Origin of the sequence: Ammoniphilus sp. YIM 78166 (genome assembly GCF_004522215.1) — a bacterium.
Classification (GTDB): domain Bacteria; phylum Bacillota; class Bacilli; order Aneurinibacillales; family RAOX-1; genus YIM-78166.
Genome location: NZ_SDLR01000002.1, coordinates 157,573 through 174,384 on the forward strand (window position 1 = coordinate 157,573; position 16,812 = coordinate 174,384).

Genomic DNA, 16,812 nt, shown 5'->3' on the forward strand with positions numbered 1-16,812 from the left:
CAGTAAACAGTGACAAAATAAAATTATTATAAGAATATCACGCTTTACTGCTTAATACAATAGCTTTTTGATTAAATATGCATTGTGTAAGCGTTTTATGTAATAAAAAAATTATTAAAACTGTTTTGAAAATAAAAAAATAGGACAAATAAAACGAATGTAAGGGTTTAATTTTACTTCAATGTTCGTGTGTTTAGGTGGGGTGTTTTTCGCTGAGGGACATCTTTGCAGATTTTACAGGACGATAGGTGCCGTTTACTTTTTTCTAAGGACTGCCGCGTTAAATAAATAAAAAGGGAACAAACGCGGGTTTGTTCCAATTGACTGAATAATAATTAATTTTTATGCATATAATTTCATTTTGGAGAAGCTTTTTTCAATAGCTGCAAGGGTAACTTGGATATCCTCTTCGGTATGGGCGGTGGTAATAAACCAAGCTTCATATTTTGAAGGAGCCAAAACAATGCCTTCATCGAGCATCAATCTGAAAAATTGAGCAAAGAGCTCACCATCTGATTGTTGGGCCTGGTCGTAGTTGGTGACCGATTCTAAGGTGAAGTGAGTACTTAATGCCCCCTTAAGACGGTTCACTTGCAAAGGGATCCCGTATCGAATAGCCGCGGATTCAAGTCCGTTAGCCAGAATGGCTCCTAATCGGTCTAATTCCTCATAAACACCTGGCTGCTTTAATACTTCTAAACAAGCGATACCCGCTGAAATCGAAGCGGGGTTTCCAGCCATGGTTCCTGCTTGATAGGCTGGTCCGAGTGGAGCGACTTGTTCCATTATGTCTTTGCGTCCTCCATAGGCTCCAATAGGTAAACCCCCCCCGATGATCTTTCCAAGTGCCGTAAGATCGGGTTTTACATTTAACAGGTCTTGAGCCCCGCCGTACATGAAGCGGAAGGCTGTAATGACTTCATCATAGATGACTAAGGCGCCGGCTTGATGGGTCAGTTCATTTACTTGTTCTAGAAAACCGTCATGAGGAGGTACAATTCCAAAGTTTCCTACTATAGGCTCCACCAGCACAGCCGCAATTTCGCTTCCCCATTTTTCTAAGGCTTCCTTATAAGCTGGGATATCATTAAACGGCACTGTAATCACTTCACTCGCAATCGATTGCGGGATGCCCGCACTATCAGGAATTCCTAGCGTGGATGGACCTGAACCAGCTGCGACGAGTACTAGGTCGGAGTGGCCATGATAACAACCAGCAAACTTAATGATCTTATTTCTTCCTGTGTAGGCTCTGGCTACTCGAATGGTCGTCATCACGGCTTCCGTTCCGGAATTCACGAAGCGGACTTTTTCTAATGAAGGAATGGCTTCCCTTAGCATCCGGGCAAATTGAATTTCTAAAGCGGTTGGCGTGCCGTAGAGCGTTCCGTTTTCGGCTGCTTGGCAGATCGCTGCTGTAACATGCGGATGAGCATGTCCCGTTATGATTGGGCCGTATGCGGCAAGATAATCGATATACCGATTGTCGTCTTCATCCCAAAAATAAGCGCCTTTGGCTCTTTTCATAAATACGGGAGCGCCTCCGCCAACAGCCTTAAATGATCTCGATGGGCTGTTGACTCCGCCTACGATACAATCCAGTGCTTGGCTATATAGTTCCTCTGATCTGCTGCGAATCATTTTATCCCTCCAAAAACATGCTATACTAATGTATCATAACGAGTTCATTACCAAAAAGGAAGGGCAAACGATGCTGCGAATTGAAGTCAGAGAATTAACGAAACAGTTTCGATCCTACCGAAGCCGGGAAGGATTGGCCGGGGCTTTTCGAGATTTGTTTAAGAGAGAATATCATACTGTCAATGCCGTAAATAGTATTTCTTTTGAAGTTCAAGCAGGGGATATGGTCGGGTATATCGGTGAGAATGGAGCTGGGAAGTCGACCACGATCAAGATGCTGACGGGAATACTACAGCCCACCTCGGGGTTTATTCGAGTGAATGGAATGGATCCCCATAAGCAGAGAGAGGAATTCGTCAGGACGATTGGCGTGGTTTTTGGTCAGAGAAGCCAGCTGTGGTGGGATATTGCCGTACAAGAATCATTCCGATTGCTGAAAAAAGTGTATAGAGTCTCAGATGAAGACTATAAGCGCCATATGGGCGAGGTTATTGAGCGGTTAGACATTGGTGAATTGCTTAGCCGGCCTGTAAGGAAATTAAGCTTAGGACAACGAATGCGGTGCGAACTGGCTGCCGCTCTGATTCATAATCCGCCCTTATTGTTTCTTGATGAACCAACCATTGGCTTAGATGTTTTAGTTAAGTTGAAGATCCGAGACTTCTTAAGAGATTTAAATCGTACCTATGGTACAACAGTTCTCTTAACCACCCATGACTTAAGTGATATCGAGGCCTTATGCTCAAATGTAATCATGCTTGACGAGGGGAAAGTCATTTATGATGGAGGCCTTCAACATCTCAGAGAAAATTGGGGCGGGGGAAGAAGCGCAATTATTGAATTTACGAAAAAAGTGGAGCTAGAAGAGCTTAGTGCGTTGACATTGGGTTTGGAACTTGAATGGAAACAGGAAAATCCGATCAAGTATAAAGCGGTTTTCCAGAGCTCAGATATAACCGTTTCTGACTTGCTTGCACGGCTTGCCCCATTTCTTGATGTAAAGGACATTCGAATTGAGGAAACCAGCACCGAAGAGATTGTCCAAAAGATCTATAAAGAAGGAATTTCCTATGCTTAGTATGTATGTGGAGATGATTCGAATCCGCTTTTTAATGATGCTGGCCTACCGGGTCAACTACTATTCGGGAATCTTGGTCTACAGCATCAATATTGGGGCTTATTATTTTTTGTGGAATGCGATTTATGCGGGTCAACCGAGTCTTGGAGGTCTTACCCCCTTGCAAATGACGAGCTACGTAGCCGTCTCGTGGATGGCTCGCGCGTTTTATTTTAACAACATAGATCGCGAAATGGCGATGGAGATTAAGGATGGGAAAGTAGCGATTGAGATGATTCGACCCTATAACTATCTAGCCGTGAAAATGATGCAGGCCCTAGGTGAGGGGATGTTCCGTCTTTTGTTTTTCTCGGTGCCGGGAATGGTCATCGTTTCTTTCTTTTTTCCTATTGTTTTTCCCAGTGACTGGACTTCGTGGGCTGTTTACGGGGTCAGCTTAATGTTTAGCTTCATTATCAACACGGAAATCAATTTAATTACGGGTGTGTTAGCTTTTTTCTTCCTTAATAATGACGGAATTATGAGGGCAAAGAAGGTGATTGTCGATTTGTTTTCAGGCTTGATCCTACCGATTAGCTTCTACCCAGATTGGGCTCGTGCGATACTTGAATACTTGCCGTTTCAAGCCATTGGTTATTTGCCGGGTTTAATTTTTACAGGTGCTATTGAAGGAGAGGCGTTACAGCAGGCATTGCTGGTTCAATTGATTTGGTCTTTAGTATTGCTGCTTCCGCTTTATTTTTTATGGATACAAGCTAAAAAAACCCTCGTGGTACAAGGGGGATAAACATGTTCTACTTCAGTTTATTTTGGGACTATCTTAAGCAATATCTCAAAACCAAGATGGCTTATCGTCTAGATTTGCTGAATGAAATGGTGTCGGACTTTATTTTCCAAGCGGTTAACCTGGTGTTTATCCTGGTTGTTTTTCAGCATACCAGTTTAATTAATGGCTGGAGCCGAGAAGAAATCATCTTTATTTATGGGTTTTTCCTCGTTCCGTATGCGCTCTTTACCACCTTCTTTAATCTATGGGATTTTCAAGAACGATACATTATTAAGGGAGAAATGGACAGAGTCTTAACACGGCCAGCCCATAATTTATTCCAGGTCATGCTGGAGAATTTAAATCCCGAGTCCTTGGCAGGCGCTGTAACGGGAATGATCATCATGGGCTATGCTTCTTTTCAGATGGACTTGAGCTATGCCTGGTACGACCCGTTGATTTTCGTTGTCTTGGTTTTATCTGGCGTACTGCTCTATGGAGGCGTCTATACGGGTATTGCTGCCATAGGTTTTTATTCAGATTCCAAGACGGGAATAGCCCCAATGATCTTTAATATCCAAAACTACGGACGTTATCCGGTGGATATCTATAATAATGTTATTCGCTTCGTGTTAACGTGGATTCTTCCGTTTGCTTTTGTAGGAGTTTATCCTGCGGCTTACTTTTTAGGCAGAGATGAACTTCAACTATATGTCTGGTTAACGCCGGTAATGGGTGTTTTGTTTTTTCTTGTTGGTCTGTTTGTCTGGAATCAAGGGGTAAAAAATTACCGGGGAGCAGGCTCTTAGCAAACGTGGATTTTGTAAAGTAAAAGAAAATTTGCACATCTCCCTGCATACCATGTATAAAGGGAGGGTGTAACATGTGGGTTGTTGAGAATTTTCGGCCCTTTGAACCCACATATGGTCGCGGCAAACGCTTTAAAACAGGGACGAAATTTGTCTGGGAAGTAGCGGATATTCTCCATGGAGGCAGGATTCTCTTTCGTTTTACAACCATTGACGGACAAAACAATTGCCTGGTAACGATGAAGGAGCTGGAGTACTTTATCGAGGTTTCCGATGAGATTCTACAGAAGCTTCTTGATGAATATCGGAAGAAAAAGAAGAAGGATTCTGACGAACCGGGCAAGGAAGAGGATCCTCCTAAAGCGAACTGACCGGTGGGTAGGAGGGAATAGGCGTGTCTAAGTGGGATTTTGCCTTTTGGTCCATCTTGATTCTAGTAAGTTCCTTTTCTTCGGTTTACGCATTGTATAAACTAAGTAATAGAAGCAGTCGCAAAAAAGATTAACTTGGATAAGCTCAAGTAAAGGAGAGGAATAATCGTTGAAGATTTATACGAAGTCAGGGGATAAAGGCGAAACCAGCTTAGTCTATGGCCAAAGAGTTTCCAAGCATTCTGCAAGGGTGGAAGCCTATGGAACTTGTGATGAGGCTAATTCCATGATTGGGGTAGCCGTATCCTTCTTGCCAACGAATGAAGAGTGGACGGAACTCCTTCAAACGCTTCATGTCGTACAAACGAAGCTTTTTCACGTGGGGGCAGAGCTGGCTACACCGCCAGGGAAAAAGGTGGGCTGGCCGATCCAAGAAGAGGATGTCACCTATTTGGAGCGGCAGATTGATCAAATGGACGCGCAGTTGCCACCGCTAACCAACTTTGTACTTCCAGGAGGAAGTCCAGCAGGTGCGACGCTTCATGCAGCGAGAACTATAGCTAGAAGAGCCGAGCGAAATGCAATTGCTATCCAAGAAAACGAAGAGGTCAATCCGACTGTTATTAAATATCTAAACCGATTGTCTGATTTTCTGTTTGTGGCTGCACGATTTGTTAATCAAACTACAGGTAAAAGTGAACCCACTTTGCATCAGAAGCAGTAAAAGGATTGACAATTCTCTGATTTAGTCAGTACACTTAAGGTTAAGGTATTGATTAGAGGGGTGTACAGTGATGTCTACAGATCGACTAGAATCAGCAGTTCAAAAACTAAAAGATATAGGGATCCGGATGACACCACAGCGGTATGCAATTCTATCCTTTTTGATGGATACATTAAGTCATCCTACTGCCGATGAAATCTACAAAGAGCTTGAGCCTCAGTTTCCAAGTATGAGTGTGGCAACGGTTTATAATAATCTAAAGGTATTTAAGGATGCGGGACTGGTTCGAGAACTAACCTATGGGGATAGTTCGAGCCGTTTTGATGGAAATACGGAAGACCATTATCACTGTATTTGTACGTCATGTGGAAAAATTGTGGATTTTGATTATGAACCCCTAGCGGATCTTGAAAAAGAAGCACAACTATCTACAGGCTTTACGATCGCAACCCATCGTTTGGAGTTTTATGGAACCTGTGGAGCCTGTTAGTCAATAGATATCGAACCTGTGGCTATGCTGATCACAGGTTTTATCTTTTTTAGGGATAGAAAAATGGTAGAGGAGAAACAAAATGGATATCGAGACAACGTACCATCCTAGGAGGCGTTTGGGGAAAGGGCCTAATCGATGGGTCTTGTTCTTATTAGGAGCCATCTGCTTATTAGGTATCGGGATAACAGGGGTTCTTTGGTATCAAGAACAGGTGTCGAATCATAAGCAGGTCAATCCTCTTGAACAACGGACAACTCCTGTGCTGCATCAAGCGGAATGGCTATCCGAAGAGGATGTGGCGGTAATCAACGGTGAACTTTATTTCTCTTTTGATTATATGAAAGAAAAGGTTGACCCTGATATAATTTGGGATGATGCTTCTAAATCTATCGTCATTACGACTAAAGATAAAGTACTGCAATTCGTTGAAGGTCAGGTGGAGGCTTTTGTGAATGAAAAACCATTTTCTATACGGTTCCCTGTAGAAGATGTTAATGGAGTGAAATTCATTCCCGCAAAGCCATTTGAACAGATCTACCCTTTCCAGATTCGGATGATTGAGGATACAGGAATATGGATACTAGAAAAGCGCGGGGATATGATTCAGACGGGAAAAACGGTTGTTCAGCCTGAAAAAGCAGATGTCGCATATCGCGTAAGGCTTGAGCCCTCGAAGAAATCACCATGGATCCTAGAGCTCGGACAAGCGGCCCAAGTGGAGATTTATGGAGAAAATCAAGGGTGGTATCAGCTTCGGACGGAGCAGGGGTATGTTGGATTTATTTCCAAGCAAGACGTGGAGCTTGATCAGATTATCCGACTGGATTGGGAGATGGAGGACACCAAACGGGCAGCTTGGAGTCCTTTGGGTAGAAAGCTAAATGTCACGTGGGAGCATGTAGTGAACCGAAACCCGGATCATTCCAAGATTCCCCCAATGCCAGGGTTAAATGTGGTGTCCCCAACCTGGTTTCATATGATAAATGCTACAGGCGACATTGATTCTAAAGCTAGTCTTCCCTATGTGGAATGGGCCCACCAACAAGGATACCAAGTCTGGGGATTATTCAGCAATAACTTTGATCCGGATATGACGACAGAAGCATTAGCTACGTATGAGACAAGAAGCCATATGATCAGGCAGCTGATTCAATATGCCTCGATGTATAAGCTTGATGGAATCAATATCGACTTTGAAAACGTCTATCTCAAGGACAAGGATAACTTCGTACAATTCGTACGTGAACTGACGCCGTATCTCCATGAGCAGAACCTGGTCGTCTCGCTTGATGTCACGATTAAGTCCCAAAGTGAGCGGTGGTCGTTGTTCTATGATCGCACAAGGTTGGCCCAAGTCGTTGATTATGTCATGGTTATGACCTACGACGAGCATTGGGGTTCAAGTCCGGTTGCAGGCTCCGTGGCTTCCTTGCCCTGGGTTGAGAAAGGACTTCAAGGAGTGCTAGAGGAGGTACCAGCATCTAAACTTCTGTTAGGTGTTCCCTATTACACAAGATTGTGGAAAGAGGAAAAGGATCCCGGAACTGGTCAAGTGAAAGTGACTTCGAAGGCGCTGACGATGGATACGGTGGATAAATGGATAAAAGAGCGGAGTTTGACGCCAGTCTATGATGAAGCCTCCGGACAGAGGTTCGTTCAGTATTTGGATCCTACTGATGGGGCTACGTACAAAATTTGGCTTGAGGATGAGCTGTCTATGAAAAAACGGGCTGAGCTCGTGAAAAAGTATGACTTAGCAGGGATTGCTTCATGGCGAAGAGGCTTTGAAAAGCCGGGGATTTGGAAAGTGATTGATGATACACTTGGGAAGAGAAACTGATATTAACGAACAGGTGCCCCCACATAAGAGGCACCTGTTCTAGTTACTGCGCTTGATGCACTAGACTTTTTTCAAGATCATTTTCATTCTCATGAGCTAGCAGTGGTAAGGAGATTACAACAGAGGTTCCTTCATTTAGCTTACTATCAATGATTATCTGACCTTTATGCTGCTCGATGATTTTGTAGCTGACCATGAGCCCTAATCCAGAGCCTTTTTGTTTGGTTGTATAGAATGGCTCGCCAAGCCTGCTTATGCGCTCAAGAGGAATACCGCAGCCTTCATCTGTAAAGCGAATATACAGCATATTGCTCTCTTCAGTCATCTTGATTCGGATGGTACCGCCCTTGCTCATAGATTCAATCGAGTTTTTCAATATGTTAATGAATACTTGCTTTAGATGGTTGGCCTCACACTCCAAGAACTTAGGGGTGGAAGGAAATTCCACAGAAATTTGAACCCCGCTATAAAGGGCTTGGGGCTCAAAGAGCTTAACTACATTCTGCAGGATAAGATTAATATCTTGGGTTTGGACTGTTCTTTTTTGTGGCTTAGCTAAAAATAAGAATTCTGTAATGATCTCTTCCACGCGGTCAATTTCAGAAAGCATGATTTCGTGAAAGTGTTGATGTTCTTCTTGAGGTTTAATAAATTGGAGAAAGCCTTTAATGCTTGTAAGCGGATTCCTAATTTCATGAGCGATTCCCGCGGCTAATTGTCCTACGATACTTAACTTCTCTGACTTAACCAGAAGGTCCTGTGAGGCGATTTTTTCCGTAATGTCTGTACAGGAACCAATAACAGCAACCACCTTGCCATCCTTAGTTAAGGGTCTTAGGCTAGCGTATAAAGTGACTCCGTTAAGAGAGGTCATCTCAAACGTAACCTGTTGTCCTTCCCATGCTCTTGCATAGAAATGATTTAAATATACTCGACGGTCATCATCCAACCCTAAAAAAATCTCTTCTATGGTTTTTCCTATAACTAACGTGGGGGTTAATCCAACCTTGGCCAGAAGCTGGCCATCGCATAGGGTATGGACATATTGTCCGTTTTGCTTGATGTATTTAAATATGAAGCCTTGCTGTTCGCGGAGGGTATCTGCTAGATCCTGTTCAGCTTGGTGTAACAGCTCAATATAACGTACAACACCTAAATACAATAGCCAGGAAGTCAGTGCAATGAAACATAGGAAAGAGAGGTAGACGAAAGACAAGGGAGCGAACTGGAGGGTGAGCAGGATCCATGCCGTGCCACATCCGAAATAGATTATGGGTAGATACTTGAATTTTCTGAGGAGTAGTTTGTTTGGTCGGACCATGTGCCCCTCCTATTATTACGAAGATAATAAACCGTTATTAATATAGTATCAATGAAAAAGGTCAAAATAAATATAAATATGTAGAAAAAGGGAAAAAAGACTAGCCTGTTCTTTTCTGGCTAGTCTTTGTGGTTTATACGGTTGTCCCGTTTGGTTTTGGTGCGTGTTTAGGGTCGATGGAGAGAGTTTGTCTACAGTACATGCAGTCGTCTGTTTGACCGATTAGCTTTGTAATCCTTTTGCACTTGGGGCATTCAACCTGCAGCGCTTTAGAAGACAACATCCCGATGTACATATAGAAAACTGTACTGCCTAGGATGAAGATTAAACCTAAAGCCAAGAAGATCGACATGAAGATATAGGACTGGAATAGCGATCCAAGAAAACCAGCAAATCCTGCGTAACCGATATACATAACGCCAATGCCTGCAAAGCATGTAAGCATGGCGTAGTTTCTCATTTTATTTAGCTTACCTGTAAATAGCATTATACATAACCTCCGCTTCTATCTATAGGTAGTATAGCATATTTTCTACCTGGATACACTCAATACGGATTCCTCCGAAAGATAGTGTTCTATCCAAGAAGTAAGTAGATTTATCGCCATGAGATTCTTACCACCTTCAGGGATAATGATGTTCGCATACTTTTTGGAAGGCTCTACAAACGCTTCATGCATTGGTTTAACCGTAGAAAGGTACTGCTGGTCAATAGACTCAAGGGTTCTTCCGCGCTCGGAGGAGTCGCGGATTGCTCTTCTGAGTATGCGTACGTCAGGATCGGTATCCACAAAGATTTTGGCATCCATGATTGATCGAAGATCCGCATCCGCAAGAATAAGAATGCCTTCTAGTATAACAACAGGCTTCGGCGCAGTATAAATCGTGTTTACAGAACGGGTATGCTGCGAAAAATCATATATTGGAACATGAACAGCATGTCCTTTTTTAAGCTGACTCAGATGATGAATCAGAAGCTCGTTTTCAAATGAGTCTGGATGATCATAATTTATTTTTTCTCGTTCCTCCATGGACAGTTCCGTATTGTCCTGATAGTAAGAATCTTGAGAGATAATTTCGACTACGTCCTTCCCCAGCTTCTGTTGGATCGAGTGGGCAATGGTTGTTTTTCCTGAACCAGAGCCCCCGGCAATACCGATGATGAGCATGTCGTTGGTGCCTCCTTAGTTAGAGCAATGCTGATGATTATTAGTATGAGAGTTAGGCTTATGAACCATTCAATAGACACTAGTATACCTTACTTTTTTCAACTCACAAGGAGGAAAAATCCCCTGAATGAAGAATTCCTTATCTTAACCAAATATCCGCGGGATATTGAATAGGCAAGGGGGTGTTTCCATGAGCCTAAGTCACTTTCAACAGAAAATGGACAAGAAGGTATCTGATCATCGCAAGCAAATTTATGTTGAATATTCTAGGTTAGTCAGTGCCTATATGGAAGCGAAAGAGTATTTAAAAGAAGGACATCTTCTCGATTCTTATAACAGTATTCATCAGTCACTTCAGCACTGGGCTAAGCTCGTCATCATGGAAGTGGGAGAGAGACAGGGGATGACGGTTTGGGAGCAACTAAGAGAAATTGATCCTTCTGTATATAAGTTATATGAGGAGTTGGTTACCTCACAGGAGCCTTTGGATAAGAGGATTGAGCTCTTGCTGCTAGCTTTAGATTTTTCCGTCTTATCCCAGATGGAGAACTGTGTTCAGTTTATGCTTGATATCCTCAGTTCTCGAGAACATCCGTGGAGAATGCAGGAGATTATAGAATATCCAGCCATTGCGGAACTATCCATCGATGTAGAACTTCTGCTCAGAAAGATGCAAAAACGGTCCTTGATTAAAGAACATATTCTACTTAGAGAAGGTGTCGAGGAAGTTGCCTATAGCGTATAACGGAGAATTTTGTCGAATTTTGTTTGACAAAAAGGCAATGACTGATCTATAATCAATGTAACAGCAACGTGGTTTTTCGTTATAGATAACGAAGGGCCGCGTTTTTTTGTTTTATGGATAGTTTAGCAAAAACCAATTGACAATGATAATAGTTTGCATTAATATGAAAATGATTATCAATGTTAAAGTGGGCGTTTGTATAACAAAGGGGGAGAAGCATGGACTTTCAGGCTTTTTTAATTACCTTCCGTGAAGTGCTGGAAGCGCTTTTGATTGTGGGTGTTATTACTACATACTTAAAGAAGATGGACCAAGAAAAATACAATAAGTGGGTATGGCTTGGTGTGGCAGGGGCAGTGGTTTCTAGTTTTATAGTAGCTTTTATCTTCCAAGTCATCCTTACAGGATTCGCGGCTATGAGCTATCAGCACTATATGCGAATCAGTATCATGCTTATATCGAGTATCTTATTAACCCAGATGGTCTTGTGGATGGCAGAAAATGCGAGTGAGATGTCCAATAAAACACGCGAAAAAATGCAACAGCTGATTACCACAGGAAGCGTGTTCGGGATGGTGATGCATGCTTACCTTGTTGTTCTAAGAGAAGGAGTAGAGACCGTCTTCTTCTTTGCCGCTATTACTGGTGGAGATATTTCTCAAGCGATTCAGAGTTGGGGAGCGTTATCTGGACTTGTATTAGCTTGTATAGTCGGTTGGATTATCTTTAAAACAACGGTGAAGTTTCCATTGAAGAAGTTTTTCCAAGTCACCGGATTTCTTATTATCATGATGGCGGCAGGACTGGCTACGCAAGCGGTTGGCGCCATGCAGGATTATGGATGGTTTGGAACAGTGAAGGAAGATATGTATAATATTGCTCATATCTTGCCTGAGCACCCGATTGATGAAGAGCATCTTCGAAGAGAAGGAATTGAGCCTTTAATCAGCGGTCAAGTGGGAATTTTCTTAATGGCGATGTTTGGCTATTCGCATCACCCTTCCTTTGAAGAGTGTGCCACCTATATTGGCTATTATATGATTTTATTTATGTGGCTTCGTTACCGACATCGTGCGGCACTAACTGGACATAGCCAAGATGATAATGAAACACATAAAGAACCAGTGGCGTTGTCAGAGGCCAAATAGAAGGGTGTCCCGCTAATGGGGCACCCTTTACTTTATCTAACTCCCTTATTTATGACTTTGCCTCCATTGATCTGCACAAAAAGAGACGCAGACGTTTCAAGTAACTCCTCTTCCTTCTCCTGTGGAAAATCCGGATGAATGAAGATAACTTGAATTATATGCTGAGTGGTTTCATCGATCGATGTTCGAACCGAGTCGACAATAGGGCTTCCAAATGGGGATTGCTGATCAGCTAGGATCAGTTTTCCGGTCATCGAGGTTTCTCGTCCGTTTAAACCGTCATAGGCTTCTCCTTCTTTTCCTAATCTGCAGACGATTACTCCTCCTTCCACTTTGTCAGCATTGTATATTCCATAAGGTAGAACGAACTTCATGGATAGAAAATTGTTAACATCAACCGCTCCATTAACCCCGAATACCGTTTTTTCTTGAAGAACTCTCCTTATCAAGGCCTCAGAGGAGGGGCGATACTTAGAAGGGTCAATCCCAAGCTGTTTAAAGGCTTGTCTTGAAGCTTTGATACCTTCAATGGCAGCTAAACCTGCTTCTGCGTAATCTAAACGAAGGGAGGCCGTAAAAAGGTTCATTCTCCCTTTTGCCACTTTTGGCAATTCTGAAACCACAATTCCCTCGTATTCGATAAAGCCTAAACGAAATCCAGGCAGGCGTTGCAATAAGTCTTGATCAATGGATACTTGAATAGACAACTTGTTTTCCCCCTTTGTACATTAGATTTATTTTACTGGATGCCGTTTTATGGAAGCAAGTAGGTGTTAGAGGGCTGAATCTGATATAATGATTGGCGAGCGAAAGGAATGGGAGGACAAAAATGAAGGATGTTATGATCTATACAGATGGAGCTTGTTCAGGAAATCCCGGACCGGGTGGATGGGGAGCTATCCTTATGTCTGGAACCCATAAAAAGGAAATATCAGGCGGGGAAAAAGTGACCACCAATAATCGGATGGAGCTGCAGGCTGCAATCGAAGCACTAAAGGCTTTAAAAGAACCGTGCAACGTCAAGCTGCATAGTGACAGCGCTTATCTTGTGAATTGCTTTCAGCAAGGGTGGTATAAAGGCTGGATGAAAAATGGATGGAAAAATAGCAAAAAGCAGCCTGTAGAAAATCAAGATCAATGGAAAGAGCTGCTTGAGCTGATGAAGATCCACCAGGTCGAGTACATAAAAGTAAAAGGTCATGCCGATAATGAGTTCAACAACCGTTGCGACGAATTGGCTGTAGCAGCCGTGCCAAGATAGGTGAACTCTATGATGGATATTAACGAACTCAAGCAAAAGCTTATTGACTATGCTTATACTATTGGCATAGATAAGATTGGCTTTGCCTCCGCTGACCCTTTTCTTGAGCTGAAAGAGCGGCTCTATCAACATCGCGAATTGGGTTATGAGTCGGGGTTTGAGGAAAAAGACATTGAAAAACGGGCACATCCCGAGCTTACAATTCAAGAAGCAAAATCGATTATTGCGATCGCGATTGCCTATCCTGCGAAAATGCAAGACCCTCCGAAGTCTAAGCCGGGTGAATACCGGGGCATGGTCTCAAGGGCGGCATGGGGAAAGGACTATCATCATGTTCTCAGAGAAAAGCTGAAACTGCTAGAGCTTTACCTTGAAGAGCAGGTTCCTGGAGTTCGCTGTGAATCCATGGTGGATACAGGAGTGCTCTCAGATCGGGCGGTAGCGGAAAGAGCTGGCTTAGGCTGGGTGGGGAAGAATACGAATTTAATTACTCCTGAATTCGGTTCTTGGGTTTACCTAGGAGAGCTCATCACCGATTTGCCTTTTCCTCCTGATGTTCCGATTGAAGAGGGCTGTGGAGATTGTACTTTATGTCTTGATCATTGTCCAACGGGAGCGTTTGAACAGCCATGGCAACTCAACTCGCAAAAATGTGTGGCTTTCTTGACGCAAGTTAAGGACTATATACCAGACGAATACCGGGAAAAGATAGGGAATCGAATTTATGGCTGTGACACCTGCCAGCAAGTTTGCCCTAAAAATAAAAAAATCAATTTTACACACCAGGCAGACTGCCAGCCGGAACATGAATTGGCAAAACCGCTGCTGAAGCCCTTACTCACGATCGGAAAAAAAGAATTTCAGAAAAAGTTTGGAATGACCTCTGCTGCCTGGCGGGGAAAAAAGCCGATCCAACGAAATGCGATCCTTGCTCTAGCCCATTTTAAAGACCGTTCCGCCGTTCCGGATTTGATTGATTTGCTTCGAAAGGATGAAAGACCGGTAATACGGGGAACGGCAGCATGGGCATTAGGGAAAATCGGAACAACAGAAGCCGAAAACGCCCTTCATTCGGCAAAAAGCATCGAGAAAGATCAAGAAGTGCAAGAAGAGATCGAAAAAGCGCTCTGTATGCTTTCTGACAAGGAAAAATCCGATTAGCCAGAAAAGGGAAATCGAAGTAAAATGGAAGAGGATTTTCAGTGAACACGGGAGGGATGAGATGTCTCGGCAACATTCAATCCATTATATCGCAATGAACAGCCCCTTTGGGGAAATTATGATTGCTGCAACTCATAAGGGGGTTTGCTGGATCTCATTTGATTCAAGTGAAGCATCGATCATGTCGCTGAAGCGTTGGGGAAGAACATGGCTGCTATGTGATCATGTTGTAGAGGGGATGACGTCCCATTTAGAGGATGCCACCGCGCAATTCACGGAGTATTTTCAAGGGGAAAGAACGGAATTCACCCTATCGCTTGATATATACGGGACTCCCTTTCAGAAGATGGTTTGGGAGCAGCTTCGCTTGATTCCCTATGGGGAACTTCGTACGTATAAGGATATTGCATTAGGGCTTAAGGCTCCTAAGGCGGTAAGGGCCGTTGGAGGGGCAAATAATCGCAATCCATTGTCAATCGTTATCCCTTGTCACCGAGTCATTGGCTCGAACGGAGCACTTGTTGGTTATGGCGGAGGACTTTCGATTAAGGAATATCTGCTTCAGCTTGAATCTTCGCTAGTTAGCCCTTCCGCGCGAAAAGTTCAATAAAACAGGAAAACATTGCTGCTTCTTACATATGCTGTCTTATAGAATAAGTAAAGTAAGGAGCGCAACTTAGATGGCTAAGAGCTGGATGAATACACTAAAAGGGTATTTTTCCGTCTTAAATCAACTTGAGGTAGAGGGCGATATCCGAGATTTAGAGGCCTACCATAGAGGAAGCACGGACGGAAAAAAGGAAATGGAAAGAATTCAGCGTTCTAGAGATCATTCACGCTATCGAAATGCCAAGCCGATCAAATGTAAAACCATCATTAAGAATATTAAGATCCTTTCTGAAGATAGAAGACAGATTGACCTTTTTTTACACAATTATGTGTGGAAGCTTTATCATATCGATCATCACTATATGGAACAAGAGGATGAATTTTACCACCAAATTACCATGCGTGAGCAAAGCGGGGACTGGTATATCGCTTCAGATACCATTGTGGGCAAGGACCAGTTTCAGACTGACCGCCAACCAGGATCCGAGGGAGATATCGAGGAACCACACATTGGCGTGACGGCCCAGCAGGACCAAAGCAGAGCATACAACCGAGTGAAGGTCAAGCGATATGCCGAGCTCTGGTGGAACCGATATAATCCTGGATACCCTAAGTTTGAGGTTGACTGTACCAACTATGTATCCCAATGTCTCCATGAAGGAGGCATCCCACTGGAACATACAGGGCAGAGAAACAAGGGCTGGTGGGTGAACGGAAAGTCTAATTGGAGCTTTAGCTGGTCTGTCGCCCATAGCTTAATGAATTACCTCCTAGGAGGTAATACCAATCTGTCTCCCAAGGCAGAAAGCAAGAGTACTGCAGATGAGCTCATGATAGGCGACGTGATTTGCTATGACTGGGATGGAAATGGGAATTATCAGCATAACACAATAGTAGTAGCTAAAGATCCTAACGGCATGCCGCTCGTTAATGCTCATACGACCAATAGCCGTCATCGCTATTGGGATTACCAGGATTCCTATGCCTGGACGAACAAGACGCAATATAAATTTATTCACATGAAAGACTAGCGACCGGGGTTTGCCAATCCCGGTTCTTTTCATTTATACTTATATATCAGTTTAAAAAGAGGTGAGACGTTTGCCTTTCCACATCGTCCTTTATCAGCCAGAAATCCCTGCTAATACAGGGAATATTGTAAGGACCTGCTCGGTCACAGGGGCCCATCTTCACTTGATTCACCCGCTGGGATTCTCTGTTGATGATAAGCAGTTGAAGCGTGCCGGATTGGATTACTGGCATGAAGTCCCTATATTTCACTATGATTCATACGAAGACTTCGTGAGCAAGATGGCTCCGGAAAGAATGTTTTTCATTGAAACAACAGGTAAGGCCTTTTATACGGACAAGCAGTACCAGGATGGGGACTTCTTTATGTTCGGGAAAGAAACGACAGGAATCCCAAGCTCGATTACCGAGGCACAACCTAATCAAGTCATTCGCATTCCAATGAAGGAAGGCGTTCGATCGCTGAACTTGTCGAATACAGTAGCTATTGTCGCTTACGAGGCCTTTCGTCAAGTCGACTTTCCTAATTTTAAATAAAACAAAAAACACCTTCCAAAGTGTCATAAGGAAGGTGTTTTTTTTATACATTGGATTATAGGTTCCAAGTCTTGTCTTCATCGTGACCGGCTGTAAGTATAAAGAAAATGA

The 16,812-nt window shown here is 43.2% G+C and carries 19 protein-coding genes; 14 read left to right on the forward strand and 5 right to left on the reverse strand.

What is annotated here, in order from left to right:
• Positions 1–342 precede the first annotated feature (342 nt).
• Complete coding sequence (locus EIZ58_RS06785) at positions 343–1,641, reverse strand: glutamate-1-semialdehyde 2,1-aminomutase (RefSeq protein WP_134699854.1); 1,299 nt, start codon at positions 1,639–1,641, stop codon at positions 343–345.
• Between the two features lie 70 nt (positions 1,642–1,711).
• Between EIZ58_RS06785 and EIZ58_RS06790 the strand changes: the two genes are divergently transcribed.
• The 7 genes from EIZ58_RS06790 to EIZ58_RS06820 all read left to right on the forward strand — a co-directional run bounded on the left by EIZ58_RS06790 (position 1,712) and on the right by EIZ58_RS06820 (position 7,722).
• Entirely contained in the window at positions 1,712–2,719 is a 1,008-nt protein-coding gene (locus EIZ58_RS06790; RefSeq protein ID WP_134699855.1) for an ABC transporter ATP-binding protein, read from the forward strand.
• Positions 2,712–3,506 (forward strand): ABC transporter permease, encoded by a 795-nt coding sequence (locus tag EIZ58_RS06795; protein WP_134699856.1) that lies wholly within the window; start codon positions 2,712–2,714, stop codon positions 3,504–3,506. Before EIZ58_RS06790 ends, EIZ58_RS06795 begins: the two co-directional genes overlap by 8 nt.
• A gap of 2 nt (positions 3,507–3,508) precedes the next feature.
• On the forward strand, positions 3,509–4,294 hold the full coding sequence (locus tag EIZ58_RS06800; protein ID WP_134699857.1) for an ABC transporter permease: 786 nt from the start codon (positions 3,509–3,511) through the stop codon (positions 4,292–4,294).
• 74 nt (positions 4,295–4,368) lie between these two features.
• The gene (locus EIZ58_RS06805; protein WP_134699858.1) at positions 4,369–4,665 is read left to right on the forward strand and encodes a hypothetical protein; all 297 of its coding nucleotides are present in this window, start codon (positions 4,369–4,371) and stop codon (positions 4,663–4,665) included.
• A gap of 169 nt (positions 4,666–4,834) precedes the next feature.
• Complete coding sequence (locus EIZ58_RS06810) at positions 4,835–5,389, forward strand: cob(I)yrinic acid a,c-diamide adenosyltransferase (protein ID WP_134699859.1); 555 nt, start codon at positions 4,835–4,837, stop codon at positions 5,387–5,389.
• Positions 5,390–5,459: 70 nt separating this feature from the next.
• A complete protein-coding gene (locus EIZ58_RS06815) occupies positions 5,460–5,879 on the forward strand; it encodes a Fur family transcriptional regulator (RefSeq protein WP_134699860.1) in 420 nt (139 codons plus the stop codon).
• An 82-nt stretch (positions 5,880–5,961) separates the two neighbouring features.
• Complete coding sequence (locus EIZ58_RS06820; protein WP_134699861.1) at positions 5,962–7,722, forward strand: glycosyl hydrolase family 18 protein; 1,761 nt, start codon at positions 5,962–5,964, stop codon at positions 7,720–7,722.
• A 43-nt stretch (positions 7,723–7,765) separates the two neighbouring features.
• Here EIZ58_RS06820 and EIZ58_RS06825 read toward each other — a convergent pair whose 3' ends face one another.
• The 3 genes from EIZ58_RS06825 to udk form a co-directional block, all read right to left on the reverse strand.
• Positions 7,766–9,043: an ATP-binding protein gene (locus EIZ58_RS06825; RefSeq protein WP_134699862.1), complete on the reverse strand. Its 1,278-nt coding sequence runs from the start codon at positions 9,041–9,043 to the stop codon at positions 7,766–7,768.
• A 133-nt stretch (positions 9,044–9,176) separates the two neighbouring features.
• Positions 9,177–9,530, reverse strand: coding sequence for a DUF2614 family zinc ribbon-containing protein (locus EIZ58_RS06830; RefSeq protein WP_134699863.1), 354 nt, complete (start codon positions 9,528–9,530; stop codon positions 9,177–9,179).
• A 45-nt stretch (positions 9,531–9,575) separates the two neighbouring features.
• Positions 9,576–10,211, reverse strand: coding sequence for a uridine kinase (gene udk, locus EIZ58_RS06835; protein ID WP_134699864.1), 636 nt, complete (start codon positions 10,209–10,211; stop codon positions 9,576–9,578).
• A gap of 190 nt (positions 10,212–10,401) precedes the next feature.
• Between udk and EIZ58_RS06840 the strand changes: the two genes are divergently transcribed.
• Both EIZ58_RS06840 and EIZ58_RS06845 read left to right on the forward strand, forming a co-directional pair.
• Complete coding sequence (locus EIZ58_RS06840; protein ID WP_134699865.1) at positions 10,402–10,956, forward strand: hypothetical protein; 555 nt, start codon at positions 10,402–10,404, stop codon at positions 10,954–10,956.
• A gap of 218 nt (positions 10,957–11,174) precedes the next feature.
• Positions 11,175–12,104: an FTR1 family iron permease gene (locus tag EIZ58_RS06845; RefSeq protein ID WP_134699866.1), complete on the forward strand. Its 930-nt coding sequence runs from the start codon at positions 11,175–11,177 to the stop codon at positions 12,102–12,104.
• 32 nt (positions 12,105–12,136) lie between these two features.
• On the opposite strand, the gene EIZ58_RS06850 is transcribed toward EIZ58_RS06845, so the two are convergent.
• A complete protein-coding gene (locus tag EIZ58_RS06850) occupies positions 12,137–12,811 on the reverse strand; it encodes a B3/B4 domain-containing protein (protein WP_240688982.1) in 675 nt (224 codons plus the stop codon).
• A gap of 122 nt (positions 12,812–12,933) precedes the next feature.
• On the opposite strand from EIZ58_RS06850, the gene rnhA reads away from it, so the two are divergent.
• The 5 genes from rnhA to trmL all read left to right on the forward strand — a co-directional run bounded on the left by rnhA (position 12,934) and on the right by trmL (position 16,701).
• Positions 12,934–13,365: a ribonuclease HI gene (gene rnhA, locus EIZ58_RS06855; RefSeq protein WP_134699867.1), complete on the forward strand. Its 432-nt coding sequence runs from the start codon at positions 12,934–12,936 to the stop codon at positions 13,363–13,365.
• A 12-nt stretch (positions 13,366–13,377) separates the two neighbouring features.
• Positions 13,378–14,526 carry a tRNA epoxyqueuosine(34) reductase QueG gene (gene queG / locus EIZ58_RS06860; RefSeq protein ID WP_134700932.1) on the forward strand — a complete coding sequence of 383 codons (1,149 nt, stop codon included), beginning with the start codon at positions 13,378–13,380 and terminating at the stop codon, positions 14,524–14,526.
• Positions 14,527–14,587: 61 nt separating this feature from the next.
• The gene (locus tag EIZ58_RS06865; protein WP_134699868.1) at positions 14,588–15,136 is read left to right on the forward strand and encodes a methylated-DNA--[protein]-cysteine S-methyltransferase; all 549 of its coding nucleotides are present in this window, start codon (positions 14,588–14,590) and stop codon (positions 15,134–15,136) included.
• Positions 15,137–15,206: 70 nt separating this feature from the next.
• A complete protein-coding gene (locus tag EIZ58_RS06870; RefSeq protein ID WP_134699869.1) occupies positions 15,207–16,166 on the forward strand; it encodes an amidase domain-containing protein in 960 nt (319 codons plus the stop codon).
• Positions 16,167–16,236: 70 nt separating this feature from the next.
• Entirely contained in the window at positions 16,237–16,701 is a 465-nt protein-coding gene (trmL, locus tag EIZ58_RS06875; RefSeq protein ID WP_134699870.1) for a tRNA (uridine(34)/cytosine(34)/5-carboxymethylaminomethyluridine(34)-2'-O)-methyltransferase TrmL, read from the forward strand.
• The last annotated feature ends 111 nt before the right edge of the window (positions 16,702–16,812 follow it).

Bases quoted from the DNA above. Each gene is read 5' to 3' on its own strand.
- udk (WP_134699864.1), bottom strand. From the start codon at position 10,211: ATGCTCATCATCGGTATTGCCGGGGGCTCTGGTTCAGGAAAAACAACC.
- queG (WP_134700932.1), top strand. From the start codon at position 13,378: ATGGATATTAACGAACTCAAGCAAAAGCTTATTGACTATGCTTATACT.
- EIZ58_RS06870 (WP_134699869.1), top strand. From the start codon at position 15,207: ATGGCTAAGAGCTGGATGAATACACTAAAAGGGTATTTTTCCGTCTTA.
- EIZ58_RS06825 (WP_134699862.1), bottom strand. From the start codon at position 9,043: ATGGTCCGACCAAACAAACTACTCCTCAGAAAATTCAAGTATCTACCC.
- EIZ58_RS06785 (WP_134699854.1), bottom strand. From the start codon at position 1,641: ATGATTCGCAGCAGATCAGAGGAACTATATAGCCAAGCACTGGATTGT.
- EIZ58_RS06845 (WP_134699866.1), top strand. From the start codon at position 11,175: ATGGACTTTCAGGCTTTTTTAATTACCTTCCGTGAAGTGCTGGAAGCG.
- EIZ58_RS06830 (WP_134699863.1), bottom strand. From the start codon at position 9,530: ATGCTATTTACAGGTAAGCTAAATAAAATGAGAAACTACGCCATGCTT.
- EIZ58_RS06790 (WP_134699855.1), top strand. From the start codon at position 1,712: ATGCTGCGAATTGAAGTCAGAGAATTAACGAAACAGTTTCGATCCTAC.
- rnhA (WP_134699867.1), top strand. From the start codon at position 12,934: ATGAAGGATGTTATGATCTATACAGATGGAGCTTGTTCAGGAAATCCC.
- EIZ58_RS06800 (WP_134699857.1), top strand. From the start codon at position 3,509: ATGTTCTACTTCAGTTTATTTTGGGACTATCTTAAGCAATATCTCAAA.
- EIZ58_RS06815 (WP_134699860.1), top strand. From the start codon at position 5,460: ATGTCTACAGATCGACTAGAATCAGCAGTTCAAAAACTAAAAGATATA.
- EIZ58_RS06805 (WP_134699858.1), top strand. From the start codon at position 4,369: ATGTGGGTTGTTGAGAATTTTCGGCCCTTTGAACCCACATATGGTCGC.
- EIZ58_RS06840 (WP_134699865.1), top strand. From the start codon at position 10,402: ATGAGCCTAAGTCACTTTCAACAGAAAATGGACAAGAAGGTATCTGAT.
- EIZ58_RS06865 (WP_134699868.1), top strand. From the start codon at position 14,588: ATGTCTCGGCAACATTCAATCCATTATATCGCAATGAACAGCCCCTTT.
- EIZ58_RS06820 (WP_134699861.1), top strand. From the start codon at position 5,962: ATGGATATCGAGACAACGTACCATCCTAGGAGGCGTTTGGGGAAAGGG.
- EIZ58_RS06795 (WP_134699856.1), top strand. From the start codon at position 2,712: ATGCTTAGTATGTATGTGGAGATGATTCGAATCCGCTTTTTAATGATG.